Source organism: Miniphocaeibacter halophilus, from assembly GCF_016458825.1.
Taxonomy (GTDB): domain Bacteria; phylum Bacillota; class Clostridia; order Tissierellales; family Peptoniphilaceae; genus Miniphocaeibacter; species Miniphocaeibacter halophilus.
Map to the genome: position 1 here is coordinate 1,415,261 of NZ_CP066744.1, position 15,337 is coordinate 1,430,597.

The following is a 15,337-nucleotide window of genomic DNA, read 5'->3' on the forward strand; positions in this document are numbered from 1 at the left end:
TCTTCCGGGAGAAAATTATGGACCAATACAAAGAGTTAGTAATAGGTCAGGTGGTTAGATCCATAAAAGGTCGAGACAAAGGACGAATTCAATTGGTTTTGGACCTTTTGGATGAATCCCATGTATTGGTAGTTGATGGCAAAAGAAGAAAATTAGAAAATCCAAAGAAGAAGAAAATTAAGCATTTGCAAAAAACTAATACGGTACTTACTATAAATAAGGATATTAATGATTGTAAGATACGAAAAATGCTTAAGGCTTTTGAGAACAAAGAGGAGGTTCATTAACTAATGTCCAAGAAGGATATAATAGAAGTAGAAGGTGTAGTTACAGAAGCTTTACCTAATACCATATTTAAAGTTCGACTAGAAAATGGTCATGAAATAACAGCTCATATCTCTGGAAAGTTAAGGATGAATTACATTAGAATTCTTCCAGGTGATAAGGTAATTGTGGAACTATCACCTTACGATTTGACTAAAGGAAGAATAACTTGGCGTAACAAGTAATTAGGAGGTTAACATGAAAGTAAGATCATCAGTTAAAAGAATGTGTGAAAAATGCAAGATCATTAAAAGAAAAGGCAAAGTAATGGTTATTTGCGACAATCCTAAACATAAACAAAAACAAGGTTAAGGAGGTACAATTAAGAGTGGCTAGAATTGCTGGGGTAGATTTACCTAGAGAAAAAAGAATTGAAATAGGTTTAACTGCAATTTACGGTGTAGGTAGACAACTTTCAAATGAAATTCTTAATGCTGCAGGTGTTAGTGCTGATACTAAAGTAAAGGACTTAACAGAAACAGAATTAGCGGCAATAAGAAATGAATTAGATAAATATACAATAGAAGGTGACCTTCGTAGAGAGGTTGCTATGAATATAAAAAGATTAAAAGAAATTAATTGTTATAGAGGAATTAGACATAAAAGAGGACTTCCTGTAAGAGGACAAAACACAAAGAACAATGCAAGAACTCGTAAGGGTCCTAAAAAATTAGCTCAAAAGAATAAGTAGATAGGAGGCGAATTAATTGGCAACTAAGAAACAACAAACACGTGTAAGAAGAAGAGAAAGAAAAAATATAGAAAAGGGCCAAGCTCATATAGTATCTTCATTTAATAACACAATGGTTACTTTAAGTGATTTACAAGGAAATGTAATATCTTGGGCATCAGCAGGTCAATTAGGTTTCCGTGGTTCAAGAAAATCTACTCCTTTTGCAGCACAAGAAGCAGCACAAGAAGCAGCTAAAAAAGCTATGGAACATGGTTTAAAAGTTGTAGAAGTTTATGTTAAAGGACCAGGTTCAGGAAGAGAAGCTGCAATTAGATCTTTACAAGCTTCAGGACTTGAAATTAGTTTAATTAAGGATATGACTCCTGTTCCACATAACGGTTGTAGACCACCTAAGAGAAGAAGAGTTTAATATAAAAGTTAAACAGGTATATAATTTGAGGTATGTAAAGAATTGCCTTACAGTATTTACCCTCAATTAAACAATAGACTTCAATAGGAGGGTTATTGTCTATGACAGAAAACTTAAATGCAAAAATTGAAATAGTAGATATAAATGAAGAAAATAATTACGGGAAATTTGTTGTTACTCCTTTAGACAGAGGATTTGGAATTACTTTAGGTAATAGTCTTAGAAGAGTACTGTTGTCATCATTACCAGGTGCTGCAGTTTCTAAAATTCATATTGAAGATGTATTACATGAGTTTACAACTGTTAAAGGTGTAATGGAAGATGTATCTGAAATTATTTTAAATATAAAAGGAATTGCTATTAAAAACCATTCAGCAGAACCTGTAAAGTTAAATATAGATATAAAAGGACCGCATATTTTCACTGCTAAGGATATAGAAATAGATACAAATATAGAAGTTGCTAATCCTGATCATTATATAGCATCCTTAAATGAAGATGCTCATATAAAAATGACTATGGAAATAGAAAATGGTAAAGGATATAGAGTTTCTGACTTAAATAAATCAGAAGAAGATGCTATAGGAGTTATAGCAATTGATTCTTCATTTACACCTGTAACAAAAGTTAACTTTGAAGTTATAGAGCAAGTGTCCAACAAAGAAAAACTTGAGTTAGAAGTGTGGACAAATGGTACAATCAATCCTCAGGAAGCTGTATCAAAAGGAGCAGATATTCTAACTAATTATCTTGAACTATTTATTGAACTTCCAAACTATAGTTTCCAAGAAGAAGAAGAGGAAGTTGAAGATACAGTTGATAAAGATGAGCTATATAGTATTAGTATTGAAGAATTAGATTTATCTCTTAGAAGTTTCAACTGTTTAAAAAGAGCAGGAATTGACACTGTAGGAGATATAGTATCCAAAACTACTGACGAAATGTGCAAAATCAAGAATTTTGGTAAAAAGTCATTAGAAGAAGTTGAAAATAAAATTCATGGTATGGGACTTTTATTTGCAAACGAAGAAGAAGCTTAAAGGAGGGATAAAATGTCTAATTTAAGAAAACTTGGAAGAAGAACAGATCATAGAAGCAGTCTTTTAAGAAATCAAGTACAGTCTTTATTTGAAAATGGAAAAATTGAGACTACTGTTACTAGAGCAAAAGAAACAAGAAGAGTAGCAGAAAAAATGATAACTCTTGGTAAAAAAGGAGACTTGCATTCAAGAAGACAAGCTTTAGGCTATATATATAAAGATGAAGTAGCAAACAAGTTATTTGAGGAAATTGCACCTAAATATGCAGACAGAAATGGTGGATATACTCGAATTTTAAAATTAGGACCACGTCAAGGTGATAATGCTGAGATGTGTATTCTAGAATTAGTTGACTAAACCAGGGGTTATTAAATAATCCCTTTTTTATCTGTAAATTACTTGACAAAAGATATAAGAATTTATAGAATGTTAATGGCTTAAAATTATCCGCGGCAAATAATTTTAAGGAGAATGATTAAATGGCTAAAATGATGGGACCTAGATTTAAAGAAGCAAGAAGACTAGGTTTAAATGTTTCAGGACATCCTAAAGCTGAAAAAAGAATGGGTAAAGGCTTAGGAAGAGAAGACAAAAAACTTACAGAATATGGTAGACAATTATTAGAAAAACAAAGACTTAGAGCTTATTATGGCGTAATGGAAAAACAATTTGTTATTTATTTCCAAAAAGCTTATAATTCACAAGAAGCTACAGGTGATGCTCTTGTTAAAATGTTAGAAACAAGACTTGACAATTTAGTATACAGAGCAGGATTTGCTTCATCAATAAGACAAGCTAGACAAATGGTAGTACATGGTCATATATTAGTTAATGGCAAAAAAGTAAATAGACCATCATTTGCAGTTTCAGTTGGTGATGAGTTAGAATTAAGAGAAAAATCTAGAAAAAATGAAATGTTCAAAGAAAATTTTGAAACAAATTTCAGTTATTCTTTACCATATATAACAAAAATGGATGGATTCAAAGCAAAACTGGATAGAATGCCAGAAAGAGAAGAAATCCCTGTTGAAATAACAGATTCATTGATAGTTGAGTTCTACTCAAGATCAGTAAAATAGACTACTTCATTGAAGTAGTTTTTTTATTGTAAAAATTAAAAAGAAAAAAAGTGGGTAGATATAAAAAATAGCATTTATGCTATAATATACCTTAAAGAGTAGGTGGTAATTTGAAGAAAAAATTAGGAATAGGAATAGTCCTTTTATTAATAGTATATTTAATTGGAGTAATATGTTTCAGTTTCGTATCATATCCAAAAACATATATAAATGGAGAAAAAAGAGGATTTGACAAGAAAAAAGAATTAATTAGTACAGACTATACAGACTATGAATTAGAAATCAAAGGCAAAAACAATAAAAAAGATTCAATAAAGGCCGAAGATATAAACTATGAAATAGCTATAGACAATGATGTAGAAATTAAACAAAATGCGTTTACTTGGCCAGTATCCATATTTAAGAAATTTGATTATACAATAGAGTATAATCCACAATGGGATGAGGCAAAATTAGAAGAAATATTAAAAAATTCTGACTTAAATAAAGATATAAGAAAGATGGAAAATGCAAAAGTAAAATTAGTAGGAGATAAATATGAAATAGTTCCAGAACAAGAAGGGGATGAACTAAATATGGAAAAATTTAAAAATTCCGTATTAAATTCATTTTTAAACAAAGAAAAAGTGCTGGAATTAAAAGACGAATACATTGTACCGGAAATACGTGCAGATGATAAAAAACTAAAAGAAGAATTAGAATTAAAACAAAACTTATTTAGTGTAAAAATTACATTTAACTTTGGAGATAAAAAAGAAGAATTATCTGGAGATTCCCTAATAGCCTTATATGACAACAACGCTGAAGGAGAGTATGTACTAAACAAAGAAAAAGCTAGAACATACATTGCTGAATTAGCTAAAAAACACGATACTTTTCAAAAAGGAATTACTTTTTCTTCAACCGGTGCAGGGGAAATAGAAGTACCAGGTGGAATATACGGATGGCAAACGGATGTTGATAAGACACTAGAACTATTAACAAAACAATTAGAAACAGGAAAAAGTGGAACAATAGAACCTGAATATAAATTAGAAGGATTGAATAGAGCAGAAGATGGATTAGGAAACACTTATATTGAAATTGATCTGACCAGACAATATTTATGGTTTTATAAGGACGGTAAGTTAATAGTAGAAACAGATATAATAACCGGTAATCCTAACTTGGGACGGGAAACACCAGTAGGTTTATTTAAAGTATGGTCTAGGGAAACAAACAGAACACTATCAGGAGAGGATTATAGTAGTCCTGTATCCTTCTGGCTACCAATTGATTGGACAGGTGTAGGTATGCATGATGCTTCATGGCAATCAAGCTTTGGTGGAAACTTATATAAAACAGTAGGTTCCAGAGGCTGTATTAACATACCTTATGAAAAAGTTAAAACCATATATGAAGAAGTAAAAAATAATACACCGGTAGTAGTTTACAAATCATAATAAAAATATTAAAAGAATGTAAAAAACAAGTAAAAAAGATTTGACAATATTAAAAATAATTGATAATATAAATAGGCACTCAACTGAAGTGCCTTTTTAATTGGAAACAAAAAAATAAAAGGTGTTGACAAAAAGAAATACCCTATGGTATACTTAAAAAGTTGTCACGAGAGTGCAGCAAGAACCTAGACAAAAGAAAAGTGTAAAAAACTTTGAGAAAAAGTACAACCAAAACAATAATTTTCGGTGTAAAATTAAGAAGAAGTCAGCAAGAGCTGAATCAAACATTTAATTGAGAGTTTGATCCTGGCTCAGGACGAACGCTGGCGGCGTGCTTAACACATGCAAGTCGAACGAGAATCTTATCAGTGGAAACTTCGGTAGAAACAAATAAGAGGAAAGTGGCGAACGGGTGAGTAACGCGTGAGCAACCTGCCTTACACAAAGGGATAGCCTCGGGAAACCGGGATTAATACCATATGAGACCCCATTGGCGAGTGCCAAAGAGGTTAAAGATTTATCGGTGTAAGATGGGCTCGCGTCTGATTAGCTAGTTGGTAGGATAAAAGCCTACCAAGGCAACGATCAGTAACCGGCTTGAGAGAGTGAACGGTCACATTGGAACTGAGACACGGTCCAAACTCCTACGGGAGGCAGCAGTGGGGAATATTGCACAATGGGGGAAACCCTGATGCAGCGACGCCGCGTGAGCGACGAAGGTTTTCGAATCGTAAAGCTCTGTCCTTGGAGAAGATAATGACGGTAACCAAGGAGGAAGCACCGGCTAAATACGTGCCAGCAGCCGCGGTAATACGTATGGTGCGAGCGTTGTCCGGAATTATTGGGCGTAAAGGGTACGTAGGCGGTATAGCAAGTCAGATGTTAAAGCGTGGGGCTCAACCCCATAAAGCATTTGAAACTGTTAAACTTGAGTAGTGGAGAGGAAAGTGGAATTCCTAGTGTAGCGGTGAAATGCGTAGATATTAGGAGGAATACCAGTTGCGAAGGCGACTTTCTGGACACAAACTGACGCTGAGGTACGAAAGCGTGGGGAGCAAACAGGATTAGATACCCTGGTAGTCCACGCCGTAAACGATGAATGCTAGGTGTTGGGGGTCAAACCTCGGTGCCGAAGTTAACACATTAAGCATTCCGCCTGGGGAGTACGGTGGCAACACTGAAACTCAAAGGAATTGACGGGGACCCGCACAAGCAGCGGAGCATGTGGTTTAATTCGATGCAACGCGAAGAACCTTACCAGGGCTTGACATATATGCGCTAGCACTAGAGATAGTGGGTTCTCTTCGGAGACGCATATACAGGTGGTGCATGGTTGTCGTCAGCTCGTGTCGTGAGATGTTGGGTTAAGTCCCGCAACGAGCGCAACCCCTATATCTAGTTACCAGCAAGTAAAGTTGGGGACTCTAGATAGACTGCCGGTGACAAACCGGAGGAAGGTGGGGATGACGTCAAATCATCATGCCCTTTATGTCCTGGGCTACACACGTGCTACAATGGCCGGTACAGAGGGAAGCGAAGTCGTGAGGCGAAGCGAATCTCAGAAAGCCGGCCCCAGTTCGGATTGTAGGCTGCAACTCGCCTACATGAAGCCGGAGTTGCTAGTAATCGCAAATCAGCATGTTGCGGTGAATGCGTTCCCGGGTCTTGTACACACCGCCCGTCACACCACGGAAGTTAGTAATACCCGAAGCCGTCGAGCTAACCGCAAGGAGGCAGACGTCGAAGGTAGGATTAATGACTGGGGTGAAGTCGTAACAAGGTAGCCGTATCGGAAGGTGCGGCTGGATCACCTCCTTTCTAAGGAGTACAGTGCAGTAGTTAGAGTACAATAAGGAAATAAAGTACTGCATTAAGCCTTAACAAATCATAGATTTGAATAGGACTAATAGTTTTTTACACTTTTGTCGAGGGTTTTTTTAAATTAAAGACAAATAACATGGGGGTGTAGCTCAGTTGGGAGAGCGCCTGCCTTGCAAGCAGGAGGCCAGGAGTTCGAATCTCCTCATCTCCACCAATAACCGTAAGGTTATAGAAAAATAGAACATTGAAAATAAAATAGTAATAAATATTTCTGGTCAAGCGACTAAGGGCATAAGGTGAATGCCTTGGCACTAGGAGCCGAAGAAGGACGCGACAAGCAGCGAAAGCGACGGTTAGGAGCAAATATCCAACGATCCGTCGGTATCCGAATGGGGAAACCCACTTAGACAAACTCTAAGTATCCATATCCCAACCAATTAAGATATGGAAGGAAACCAGGTGAACTGAAACATCTAAGTAACCTGAGGAAAAGAAAGAAAACTCGATTCCCGTAGTAGCGGCGAGCGAAGAGGGAAGAGCCCGACATAAGAGAATACAACAACAAGAATTAGAAGAATTGCCTGGGAAGGTAAGCCGTAGAGAGTGAAAGCCTCGTATTCAAAAATTCAAGAAGTTGCTCTTAGAAAGAGTACCACGAAGCACGAGAAATTTTGTGGGAATATGGGAGGACCACCTCCCAAGGCTAAATACTACCTAGTGACCGATAGCGAATAGTACCGTGAGGGAAAGGTGAAAAGAACCCCGGGAGGGGAGTGAAAAAGAACCTGAAACCTTATGCCTACAAGCAGATAGAGCATCAATAAGATGTAATATCGTACTTTTTGTAGAACGGGCCAGCGAGTTATGATATGTAGCAAGATTAATCGTTTAAGACGAGAAGTCGTAGGGAAACCGAGTCTGAATAGGGCCAAAGTTGCATATTGTAGACCCGAAACCAGGTGATCTATCCATGTGCAGAGTGAAGTTCAAGTAAAATTGAATGGAGGCTCGAACCGGGTATGGTTTAAAACATATCGGATGACGTGTGGATAGGGGTGAAAAGCCAATCGAACCTGGAGATAGCTGGTTCTCCTCGAAATAGCTTTCGGGCTAGCCTTAACGTAGTAATTGGAGGGGGTAGAGCACTGATTAGTCTAGGGGCATATAATGTTACCGAAACTTATCAAACTCCGAATACCTCTAAATTAGCGTTAGGAGTCAGACTATGTGGGATAAGCTTCATAGTCGAAAGGGAAAGAGCCCAGACCACCAGCTAAGGTCCCAAAATATAGATTAAGTGGAAAAGGATGTAACACTACTTAGACAACCAGGATGTTGGCTTAGAAGCAGCCACACATTTAAAGAGTGCGTAATAGCTCACTGGTCAAGTGGTGATGCGCCGAAGATTACCGGGGCTAAAATCTAATACCGAAGCTGTGGAACGAGTAATCGTTGGTAGAGGAGCGTTGTGTAAAGGAAGAAGCAAAACTGTAAGGTTTTGTGGACATTACACAAGTGAGAATGCTGGCATGAGTAGCGAAAAGGTGAGTGAGAATCTCACCCGTCGAAAGCCTAAGGGTTCCTGGGGAAGGCTCGTCCACCCAGGGTAAGTCGGGGCCTAAGCCCAGGCCGAAAGGCGTAAGCGATGGATAACAGGTAGAAATTCCTGTACTATCTCAAGCGATTGAGAGAAGTGTTGACGCAGAAGGATATACTTAGCGCACGGAAGGAAGAGTGCGTCCAAGTAAGTAGGTGGTAGGAGTAGGAAAATCCGCTCTTACATAACACTGAGATACGATGGGGAGCGAAAAACAAGTAGTGAAGAAGTAGATTCCACGCTGCCAAGAAAAGGCACTATCGAGCGAAGAGATACCCGTACCGCAAACCAACACAGGTAGGCGAGGAGAGAATCCTAAGACGCGCGGAAGAACCTTTGTTAAGGAACTCGGCAAAATGACCCCGTAACTTCGGGAGAAGGGGTACCATGAGACGTATATGTTAAACACAAAAAGCGAAGCATGGTCGCAGAGAATAGGCCCAAGCGACTGTTTACCAAAAACACAAGTATCTGCTAAATCGAAAGATGAAGTATAGGTGCTGACACCTGCCCGGTGCTGGAAGGTTAAGGGGAAATGTTAGGGGTAACCCAAAGCATAGAACTTAAGCCCCAGTAAACGGCGGCCGTAACTATAACGGTCCTAAGGTAGCGAAATTCCTTGTCGGGTAAGTTCCGACCCGCACGAAAGGTGTAACGATTTGGGCACTGTCTCAACAAAGGATCCGGTGAAATTGTAGTACTCGTGAAGATGCGAGTTACCCACGGCAGGACGGAAAGACCCCGTGGAGCTTTACTGCAGGCTGACATTGGATTTTGGTATTAAATGTACAGAATAGGTGGGAGACTAAGAAACTAGGGCGCCAGTCTTAGTAGAGTCCCAAGTGGGATACCACCCTTTTAATGCTAAAGTTCTAACCTGGTACCTTGAAACAGGTACAGGGACACTGTCAGTTGGGCAGTTTGACTGGGGCGGTCGCCTCCTAAAGAGTAACGGAGGCGTTCAAAGGTTCCCTCAGAATGGTTGGAAATCATTCATAGAGTGCAAAGGCAAAAGGGAGCTTAACTGTGACACCAACAAGTGGAGCAGATAGGAAACTAGGACTTAGTGATCCGGTGGTACCGAGTGGAAGGGCCATCGCTCAACGGATAAAAGCTACCCCGGGGATAACAGGCTTATCTCCCCCAAGAGTTCACATCGACGGGGAGGTTTGGCACCTCGATGTCGGCTCGTCTCATCCTGGGGCTGGAGAAGGTCCCAAGGGTTGGGCTGTTCGCCCATTAAAGAGGCACGCGAGCTGGGTTCAGAACGTCGTGAGACAGTTCGGTCCCTATCCGCCGTGGGCGTAAGAAATTTGAGAGGAGCTGTCCCTAGTACGAGAGGACCGGGATGGACAGACCGCTGGTGTATCAGTTGTTCCGCCAGGAGCACAGCTGAGTAGCTAAGTCTGGTCGGGATAAGTGCTGAAGGCATCTAAGCACGAAGCCCCCCTCAAGATGAGATTTCTTTTTCAGAGATGAAGAGAGATACCATGAAGAAAATGTGGTTGATAGGTCAGAGGTGTAAGAGCAGTAATGTTTTTAGCTAACTGATACTAATATATCGAAAGCTTGACCAGGAATATTTATTACTATTTTTTGAAGCCGTAACCCAGTTTGTGAAGCAAATTGAAGTACGACTCATGCAAAGCATTCCCAAGAACGTAAGTGATTGGAAGAATGCGACTGCTAATACCTAACAGAAATCTATGATTTCGTAGTAGGTCAGATGCAGCGAAGTCCAAAACTTGTTTTGGTAAACGGAGCCTGCTAATGACCTAATAGAAGTCTATAGACAGTTAGGAGAAACAATGTTACAATAGAAAAAGTTAATATAGGGTGAAGATAGCGGAAGGGATACACCTGTACCCATCTCGAACACAGAAGTTAAGCCTTTTAGCGCCGATGGTACTATGATGGAAACGTCATGGGAGAGTAGGTATTTGCCCAACAATATTCCTAGGTAGCTCAATGGTGGAGCACCCGGCTGTTAACCGGTAGGTTGTGGGTTCGAGTCCCACCCTGGGAGCCAAATAAGCCGGAGTGGCGGAACTGGCAGACGCACAGGACTTAAAATCCTGCGATCCTTAACAGATCGTATCGGTTCGATTCCGATCTCCGGCACCATGTTATCTAAAAGAAAAGAAGTATTTGGCAAAAAGCAACAATTATAACTATTATATTAGTTATTATATCGCGGGATGGAGCAGTTTGGTAGCTCGTCGGGCTCATAACCCGGAGGTCGTAGGTTCAAATCCTGCTCCCGCAACCAATTTAATATTTATACTTATGTGGCGGAGTAGCTCAGTTGGCTAGAGCATGCGGTTCATACCCGCAGTGTCGGCGGTTCAAGTCCGTCCTCCGCTACCACTAAGGCCCTATGGTCAAGCGGTTAAGACATCGCCCTTTCACGGCGGTATCCCGGGTTCGAATCCCGGTAGGGTCACCATATATGGGCGGTTAGCTCAGCTGGGAGAGCATCTGCCTTACAAGCAGGGGGTCACAGGTTCGAGCCCTGTACCGCCCACCATATATGGCCTGGTAGTTCAGTTGGTTAGAATGCCAGCCTGTCACGCTGGAGGTCGTCGGTTCGAGCCCGATCCAGGTCGCCATTTGCTGATGTAGCTCAATTGGTAGAGCAACTGACTTGTAATCAGTAGGTTGGGGGTTCAAGTCCTCTCATCAGCTCCATTTTTTTATTTGGAGGAGTTCCCGAGTTGGCCAAAGGGGACGGACTGTAAATCCGTTAGCTACGCTTTCAGTGGTTCGAATCCACTCTCCTCCACCAATTTTTATTAGAAATTAAAAATAGAATTATATGCGGAAGTGGCTCAGTGGTAGAGCATCGCCTTGCCAAGGCGAGGGTCGCGAGTTCGAATCTCGTCTTCCGCTCCAACAATAAAACACAGAGTATAGTTCTGTGTTTTACTTATATGTACCATTAGCTCAGCTGGATAGAGCGTCTGGCTACGGACCAGAAGGTCAGGGGTTCGAATCCTCTATGGTACGCCAATAAAAAACACCTTAAAGTATTGATTTAGTTAACTTTATAAGGTGTTTTCTTTTTTGGTTCTTTGTCAAATGGTGTTGGTATACAATAAAATAACAAACTACTTTTATATCAGGCAGCTATATAGCTGCCTGATAATTCTTTATTGGCTTCATTAAATTTTTAATTATAAAAACTCTATTTCTAAAATTATAAAATGACCTATATCCAAAAACTATTCTTTTTATACTTTTAATAAGATTATTAGTACCTTCCAAGGGTCCATTTGTAATGTTCGTACTTAAAGTGTTTTTCACATATTCAAAATATTTTAACAAGGTGTTTATAGCTACTTCCATTTGTTCACTTACTGTATCCTTAAATAAAGTTAAATGTTCCCTTAATCTTTTAGAATTTTCACATCTAATATCAGATAAAAGAATTTGATAAACCTCATATGTTTTCTTTAAATTATCATCAACGGCTATAGTTTCATTTACTACATCAGATGTGCTTTTCCACTTATTAAAATGTGTCCATTTACTAAAGTGGATTATATCAAGTTTAGAAGAATCCTTTTGAATTAGCTTCCAATATCTTTTTAGTCTTTTATATTCAATAGAGGAAGTACTAAAGTTTTTCATTATTTCAATCCTTGTTTTTAACAAAGCCCTGCCAATAAGATTTACAATATGAAACTTATCTAAAACTATTTGAGCATTAGGAAAAACATCCTTAATTAATGACATATAAGGTTTATATATATCTATACAAATATATTTCACATTTGCTCTTGCTTTATAGGTAAACTTTCTAAAATATTTAGTTAAATAAGGGAGAGTACGATTTTCAACAATATCTATAATATTAAAATTCTTCCTATCACCATTACAAAAGATAAAGCTCATACTGCCCTTAGCATCTTTAGTGGATTTGAATTCATCAAAACACAAAGTTTCAGGCAGATATGACTTGTTAACTCTAAAAGCCTTATAATTAGCCTCTAAAGAACGACTAACAGTATTAGAAGATACGTAATTTAACCTAGCAATATCCTTTTGACTTATTTTCATAGTTAGATTTTCAGTTATATGTAATTTTACCCTATTTGAAATAAAACAATTTTTCTCTACAATATTGGTTTTTGCTGTAAAAGTATGAGAACATTCTTTACAAAAAAATCTTTGTTTTCTTAATTTTAAAATAGTAGGATCTCCATTTAGTGGAAGAAGTTTAATATTTGATATTTTATTTCCGTGCTTAATAATTGCATTCTTGTCCATATTTCCACAAATTGGACAAACATTAGGAGTATAAGAAAGTTTAGCGTCTATAACTTTATATGTTACATTGTTCTTTCTCATGTTATTGCTGAATTTAATAAATTTAATATTCTTATCTTTTATTCCTAAGAAATCTAAGATATAATTACTTGTAGACATAATGACCTCCGATTGGTATTTTGTAGTGAATTTATTGTATCGGAAAAATGGTTGTTATGTCTCTTTTTTTATAAAAAAATGGTGCTGGAGAAGATTTTCATTTTTCTTCACCAACACCATAAATTATAGAACCGTTCTATTTAGAAAAAGTTTTTTATGTTGACAAAGGAATTTTAATACAGTAATATAGAATCAAGAAACGGGTTTCAAAAGGAATGAAATAAATGATAAGTATAAGAGAAGTTGCAAAATTAGCAGGTGTTTCTCCATCAACGGTATCAAGAGTAATTAATAATACGGCAAATGTTGATGAAGAAAAGAAAAAAAGGGTTTTAAAGGTAATTGAAGAAACCGATTTCAAACCAAATCAAGTAGCAAGGTCTTTATTTAAAAAGTCTTCAAGTATTATAGGTTTAATTTTACCAAATACAAATAATCCATTTTTTACGGAAATAATAAAATATATTGAAGATGAGGCCTACAAACAAAATTATAAGATACTTATTTCCTATTCAGATAATAATCCAAAAAAAGAGAAGGAAAATCTGGATATGCTCATTAGTATGAATGCAGATGGAATAATTTTATTAACAAGTAATGAAAATATTAAAAATGAAATAAAAAATATATCTATTCCTGTTGTAATAATTGATAGGAGTTTAAATGATGATAACGATTTAACTCAAATAGTTTGCGATCATTATAAAGGAGCGAAACTTGCTACTAAACATCTAGTAGAGTGTGGATGTAAGAACATTGTAAATATGAAAGGACCTATGGAATTTTCAAGTGCAAGACTTAGGTACAAGGGATATGTAGATATTTGCCAAGAGATGAATTTGGATATAAAGACCATTGACTGTGACTATGATTATGAGTCAGGTATTAAATCTACAAAAGAACTTTTGGAAAAATACCCTGAAGTTGACGGAATAGTTGCTTCAAATGATATTGTTGCAATTGCAGCTTATAAGGTATTGGATAACAAAGGCATAGATGTACCAGAGGAAATAATGATTATAGGGTTTGATAATATAAGCTTTGCAAGTGTTTTTACTCCGGAAATAACAACTATAGAACAGCCTATGGAAAAAATGGGAAGAAAGGCTGTAAATAGTATAGTTGATTTTAAAAAGAATAACTCAACAGGAGAAAGTCATATTTTTGATGTGAAATTAATTCAAAGACAAACAACTTTTTTGAAGGAGGATATATGAAAATTTCAGTAGTAGGAAGTATAAATATTGATATGGATATTGTAGCTGAACGAATTCCATTAAAGGGAGAAACTGTAAAAGGTAGCGATATTAAGTATATTCCAGGAGGGAAAGGTGCAAATCAAGCAGTTAGTATGGCAAGACTAGGTGCAGATGTGGATTTCTATGGATGCGTTGGAGATGATACATATGGTGAAATATTATTAAAAAATTTAAAGAATGAAAATATTAATACTAATAATATAGAAATAGTTAAAAATGAAAATTCAGGAATGGCAATTATTACTATTGCTGAAAATGATAATACAATAGTTGTAATACCTGGAGCTAATAATTATGTTAGTAAAGATTATGTTGAAAAAAAAGAGTCAGAAATATTAAAAAGTGATTTAGTTGTTTTGCAAAATGAAATACCAATGGAAACTATAAAATATGTTATAGATTTATGTTATAAGAATAATATAGATGTTTTGTTAAATCCAGCTCCGGCTTTTAAAGTAGAAAAGGAATTATTAGATAAGGTTACATATTTAACTCCAAATGAACATGAGGCAAAGTTAATATTTGGAGAAAATGTTTCTATAGATGAGATGTTAAGAATGCACCCAAATAAATTAATTATAACCTTAGGAAGTAAAGGAGCGATTTTTGCAAATGAAAAGCTAGAAATAATAAATCTTCCGGCAAGAAAAGCAAAAGTTGTAGACACTACAGGTGCAGGAGATACTTTCAATGGAGCTTTCGCTGTGAGAATTTCTCAAGGTTATGATATGGAAGAGGCTTTAAGTTTTGCAAATATAGCTGCTAGTTTATCAACAGAAAAATTTGGTGCTCAAACAGGTATGCCTACTTTAAGTGAAGTCTTGGAAACAAAGGAGAAATAAATGAAGAAAAATGGAATATTAAATAGCGAAATTTCTAAAGTACTTTCAGATTTAGGTCATACGGATATGATCACTATTTCAGATTGTGGACTTCCAATACCTGATGGAGTTGAAAAGATAGATATCTCACTAAAGTTTGGAGTACCTAGTTTCATAGAAACTCTAAAAGAAATTTTAAAAGATATGAAAGTTGAAAAAATTATATTAGCTAAAGAAATAATAAATGATAATGAGATTATTCTAAAAGAGATTAAGAAATTAATAGATAAAAATATTGAAATTGAATTTATTGAGCATGAAAAATTTAAAAAAGTAACAAATAAGAGCAAGGCTATTATAAGGACAGGGGAAAATACACCTTTTGCTAATATAATACTTGTTTCAGGATGTATTTTTTAGGAG

Annotated in this window: 13 protein-coding genes, 12 tRNA genes and 3 rRNA genes; 27 read left to right on the forward strand and 1 reads right to left on the reverse strand. The window is 36.7% G+C overall.

The window, feature by feature from the left end:
• The first annotated feature begins 17 nt into the window (after window positions 1-17).
• The 24 genes from JFY71_RS06935 to JFY71_RS07050 all read left to right on the forward strand — a co-directional run bounded on the left by JFY71_RS06935 (window position 18) and on the right by JFY71_RS07050 (window position 11,415).
• Window positions 18-287 carry a KOW domain-containing RNA-binding protein gene (locus tag JFY71_RS06935; protein ID WP_243660097.1) on the forward strand — a complete coding sequence of 90 codons (270 nt, stop codon included), beginning with the start codon at window positions 18-20 and terminating at the stop codon, window positions 285-287.
• Between the two features lie 3 nt (window positions 288-290).
• Window positions 291-509, forward strand: a complete 219-nt coding sequence (gene infA, locus JFY71_RS06940) for a translation initiation factor IF-1 (protein ID WP_243660098.1) — start codon at window positions 291-293, stop codon at window positions 507-509.
• Between the two features lie 13 nt (window positions 510-522).
• Complete coding sequence (gene rpmJ / locus JFY71_RS06945; protein WP_243660099.1) at window positions 523-636, forward strand: 50S ribosomal protein L36; 114 nt, start codon at window positions 523-525, stop codon at window positions 634-636.
• Window positions 637-652: 16 nt separating this feature from the next.
• Window positions 653-1,015, forward strand: coding sequence for a 30S ribosomal protein S13 (gene rpsM, locus JFY71_RS06950; RefSeq protein WP_243660100.1), 363 nt, complete (start codon window positions 653-655; stop codon window positions 1,013-1,015).
• Window positions 1,016-1,031: 16 nt separating this feature from the next.
• The gene (gene rpsK / locus JFY71_RS06955) at window positions 1,032-1,427 is read left to right on the forward strand and encodes a 30S ribosomal protein S11 (RefSeq protein WP_243660101.1); all 396 of its coding nucleotides are present in this window, start codon (window positions 1,032-1,034) and stop codon (window positions 1,425-1,427) included.
• A gap of 101 nt (window positions 1,428-1,528) precedes the next feature.
• Window positions 1,529-2,467, forward strand: a complete 939-nt coding sequence (locus JFY71_RS06960; RefSeq protein WP_243660102.1) for a DNA-directed RNA polymerase subunit alpha — start codon at window positions 1,529-1,531, stop codon at window positions 2,465-2,467.
• Between the two features lie 12 nt (window positions 2,468-2,479).
• Window positions 2,480-2,824, forward strand: coding sequence for a 50S ribosomal protein L17 (rplQ, locus tag JFY71_RS06965; RefSeq protein ID WP_243660103.1), 345 nt, complete (start codon window positions 2,480-2,482; stop codon window positions 2,822-2,824).
• Between the two features lie 122 nt (window positions 2,825-2,946).
• Entirely contained in the window at window positions 2,947-3,546 is a 600-nt protein-coding gene (rpsD, locus tag JFY71_RS06970) for a 30S ribosomal protein S4 (protein ID WP_243660104.1), read from the forward strand.
• 110 nt (window positions 3,547-3,656) lie between these two features.
• Window positions 3,657-4,988 carry a L,D-transpeptidase family protein gene (locus tag JFY71_RS06975; protein ID WP_243660105.1) on the forward strand — a complete coding sequence of 444 codons (1,332 nt, stop codon included), beginning with the start codon at window positions 3,657-3,659 and terminating at the stop codon, window positions 4,986-4,988.
• Between the two features lie 288 nt (window positions 4,989-5,276).
• A 16S ribosomal RNA gene (locus tag JFY71_RS06980) occupies window positions 5,277-6,806 on the forward strand.
• Window positions 6,807-6,947: 141 nt separating this feature from the next.
• Window positions 6,948-7,023: transfer RNA gene (locus JFY71_RS06985), tRNA-Ala, on the forward strand.
• A 59-nt stretch (window positions 7,024-7,082) separates the two neighbouring features.
• A 23S ribosomal RNA gene (locus tag JFY71_RS06990) occupies window positions 7,083-9,983 on the forward strand.
• Between the two features lie 255 nt (window positions 9,984-10,238).
• Window positions 10,239-10,355 (forward strand): 5S ribosomal RNA (rrf, locus tag JFY71_RS06995).
• The 16S, 23S and 5S rRNA genes sit together here with 12 tRNA genes alongside, the layout of an rRNA operon.
• 5 nt (window positions 10,356-10,360) lie before the next feature.
• A tRNA-Asn gene (locus JFY71_RS07000) sits at window positions 10,361-10,435 on the forward strand.
• 5 nt (window positions 10,436-10,440) lie between these two features.
• Window positions 10,441-10,530: transfer RNA gene (locus JFY71_RS07005), tRNA-Leu, on the forward strand.
• A gap of 68 nt (window positions 10,531-10,598) precedes the next feature.
• Window positions 10,599-10,675, forward strand: a tRNA-Met gene (locus tag JFY71_RS07010).
• A 21-nt stretch (window positions 10,676-10,696) separates the two neighbouring features.
• Window positions 10,697-10,773, forward strand: a tRNA-Met gene (locus JFY71_RS07015).
• A 4-nt stretch (window positions 10,774-10,777) separates the two neighbouring features.
• Window positions 10,778-10,852: transfer RNA gene (locus JFY71_RS07020), tRNA-Glu, on the forward strand.
• 5 nt (window positions 10,853-10,857) lie between these two features.
• A tRNA-Val gene (locus JFY71_RS07025) sits at window positions 10,858-10,933 on the forward strand.
• Between the two features lie 5 nt (window positions 10,934-10,938).
• A tRNA-Asp gene (locus JFY71_RS07030) sits at window positions 10,939-11,015 on the forward strand.
• A gap of 3 nt (window positions 11,016-11,018) precedes the next feature.
• A tRNA-Thr gene (locus JFY71_RS07035) sits at window positions 11,019-11,094 on the forward strand.
• 11 nt (window positions 11,095-11,105) lie between these two features.
• Window positions 11,106-11,191: transfer RNA gene (locus tag JFY71_RS07040), tRNA-Tyr, on the forward strand.
• Window positions 11,192-11,223: 32 nt separating this feature from the next.
• Window positions 11,224-11,298, forward strand: a tRNA-Gly gene (locus JFY71_RS07045).
• A gap of 40 nt (window positions 11,299-11,338) precedes the next feature.
• A tRNA-Arg gene (locus tag JFY71_RS07050) sits at window positions 11,339-11,415 on the forward strand.
• 117 nt (window positions 11,416-11,532) lie between these two features.
• Here the strand turns inward: JFY71_RS07050 and JFY71_RS07055 are convergent.
• Window positions 11,533-12,834, reverse strand: coding sequence for an ISL3 family transposase (locus tag JFY71_RS07055; protein ID WP_243660106.1), 1,302 nt, complete (start codon window positions 12,832-12,834; stop codon window positions 11,533-11,535).
• Between the two features lie 224 nt (window positions 12,835-13,058).
• Here JFY71_RS07055 and JFY71_RS07060 point away from each other — a divergent pair, with 224 nt between their 5' ends.
• The 3 genes from JFY71_RS07060 to rbsD are packed head-to-tail and all read left to right on the forward strand — an operon-like array spanning window position 13,059 to window position 15,334.
• Window positions 13,059-14,051, forward strand: coding sequence for a LacI family DNA-binding transcriptional regulator (locus JFY71_RS07060; protein WP_243660107.1), 993 nt, complete (start codon window positions 13,059-13,061; stop codon window positions 14,049-14,051).
• The gene (gene rbsK / locus JFY71_RS07065) at window positions 14,048-14,935 is read left to right on the forward strand and encodes a ribokinase (RefSeq protein ID WP_243660108.1); all 888 of its coding nucleotides are present in this window, start codon (window positions 14,048-14,050) and stop codon (window positions 14,933-14,935) included. The genes JFY71_RS07060 and rbsK overlap by 4 nt, the downstream gene beginning before the upstream one ends.
• Window positions 14,936-15,334: a D-ribose pyranase gene (rbsD, locus tag JFY71_RS07070; protein WP_243660109.1), complete on the forward strand. Its 399-nt coding sequence runs from the start codon at window positions 14,936-14,938 to the stop codon at window positions 15,332-15,334.
• Window positions 15,335-15,337 lie beyond the last annotated feature (3 nt).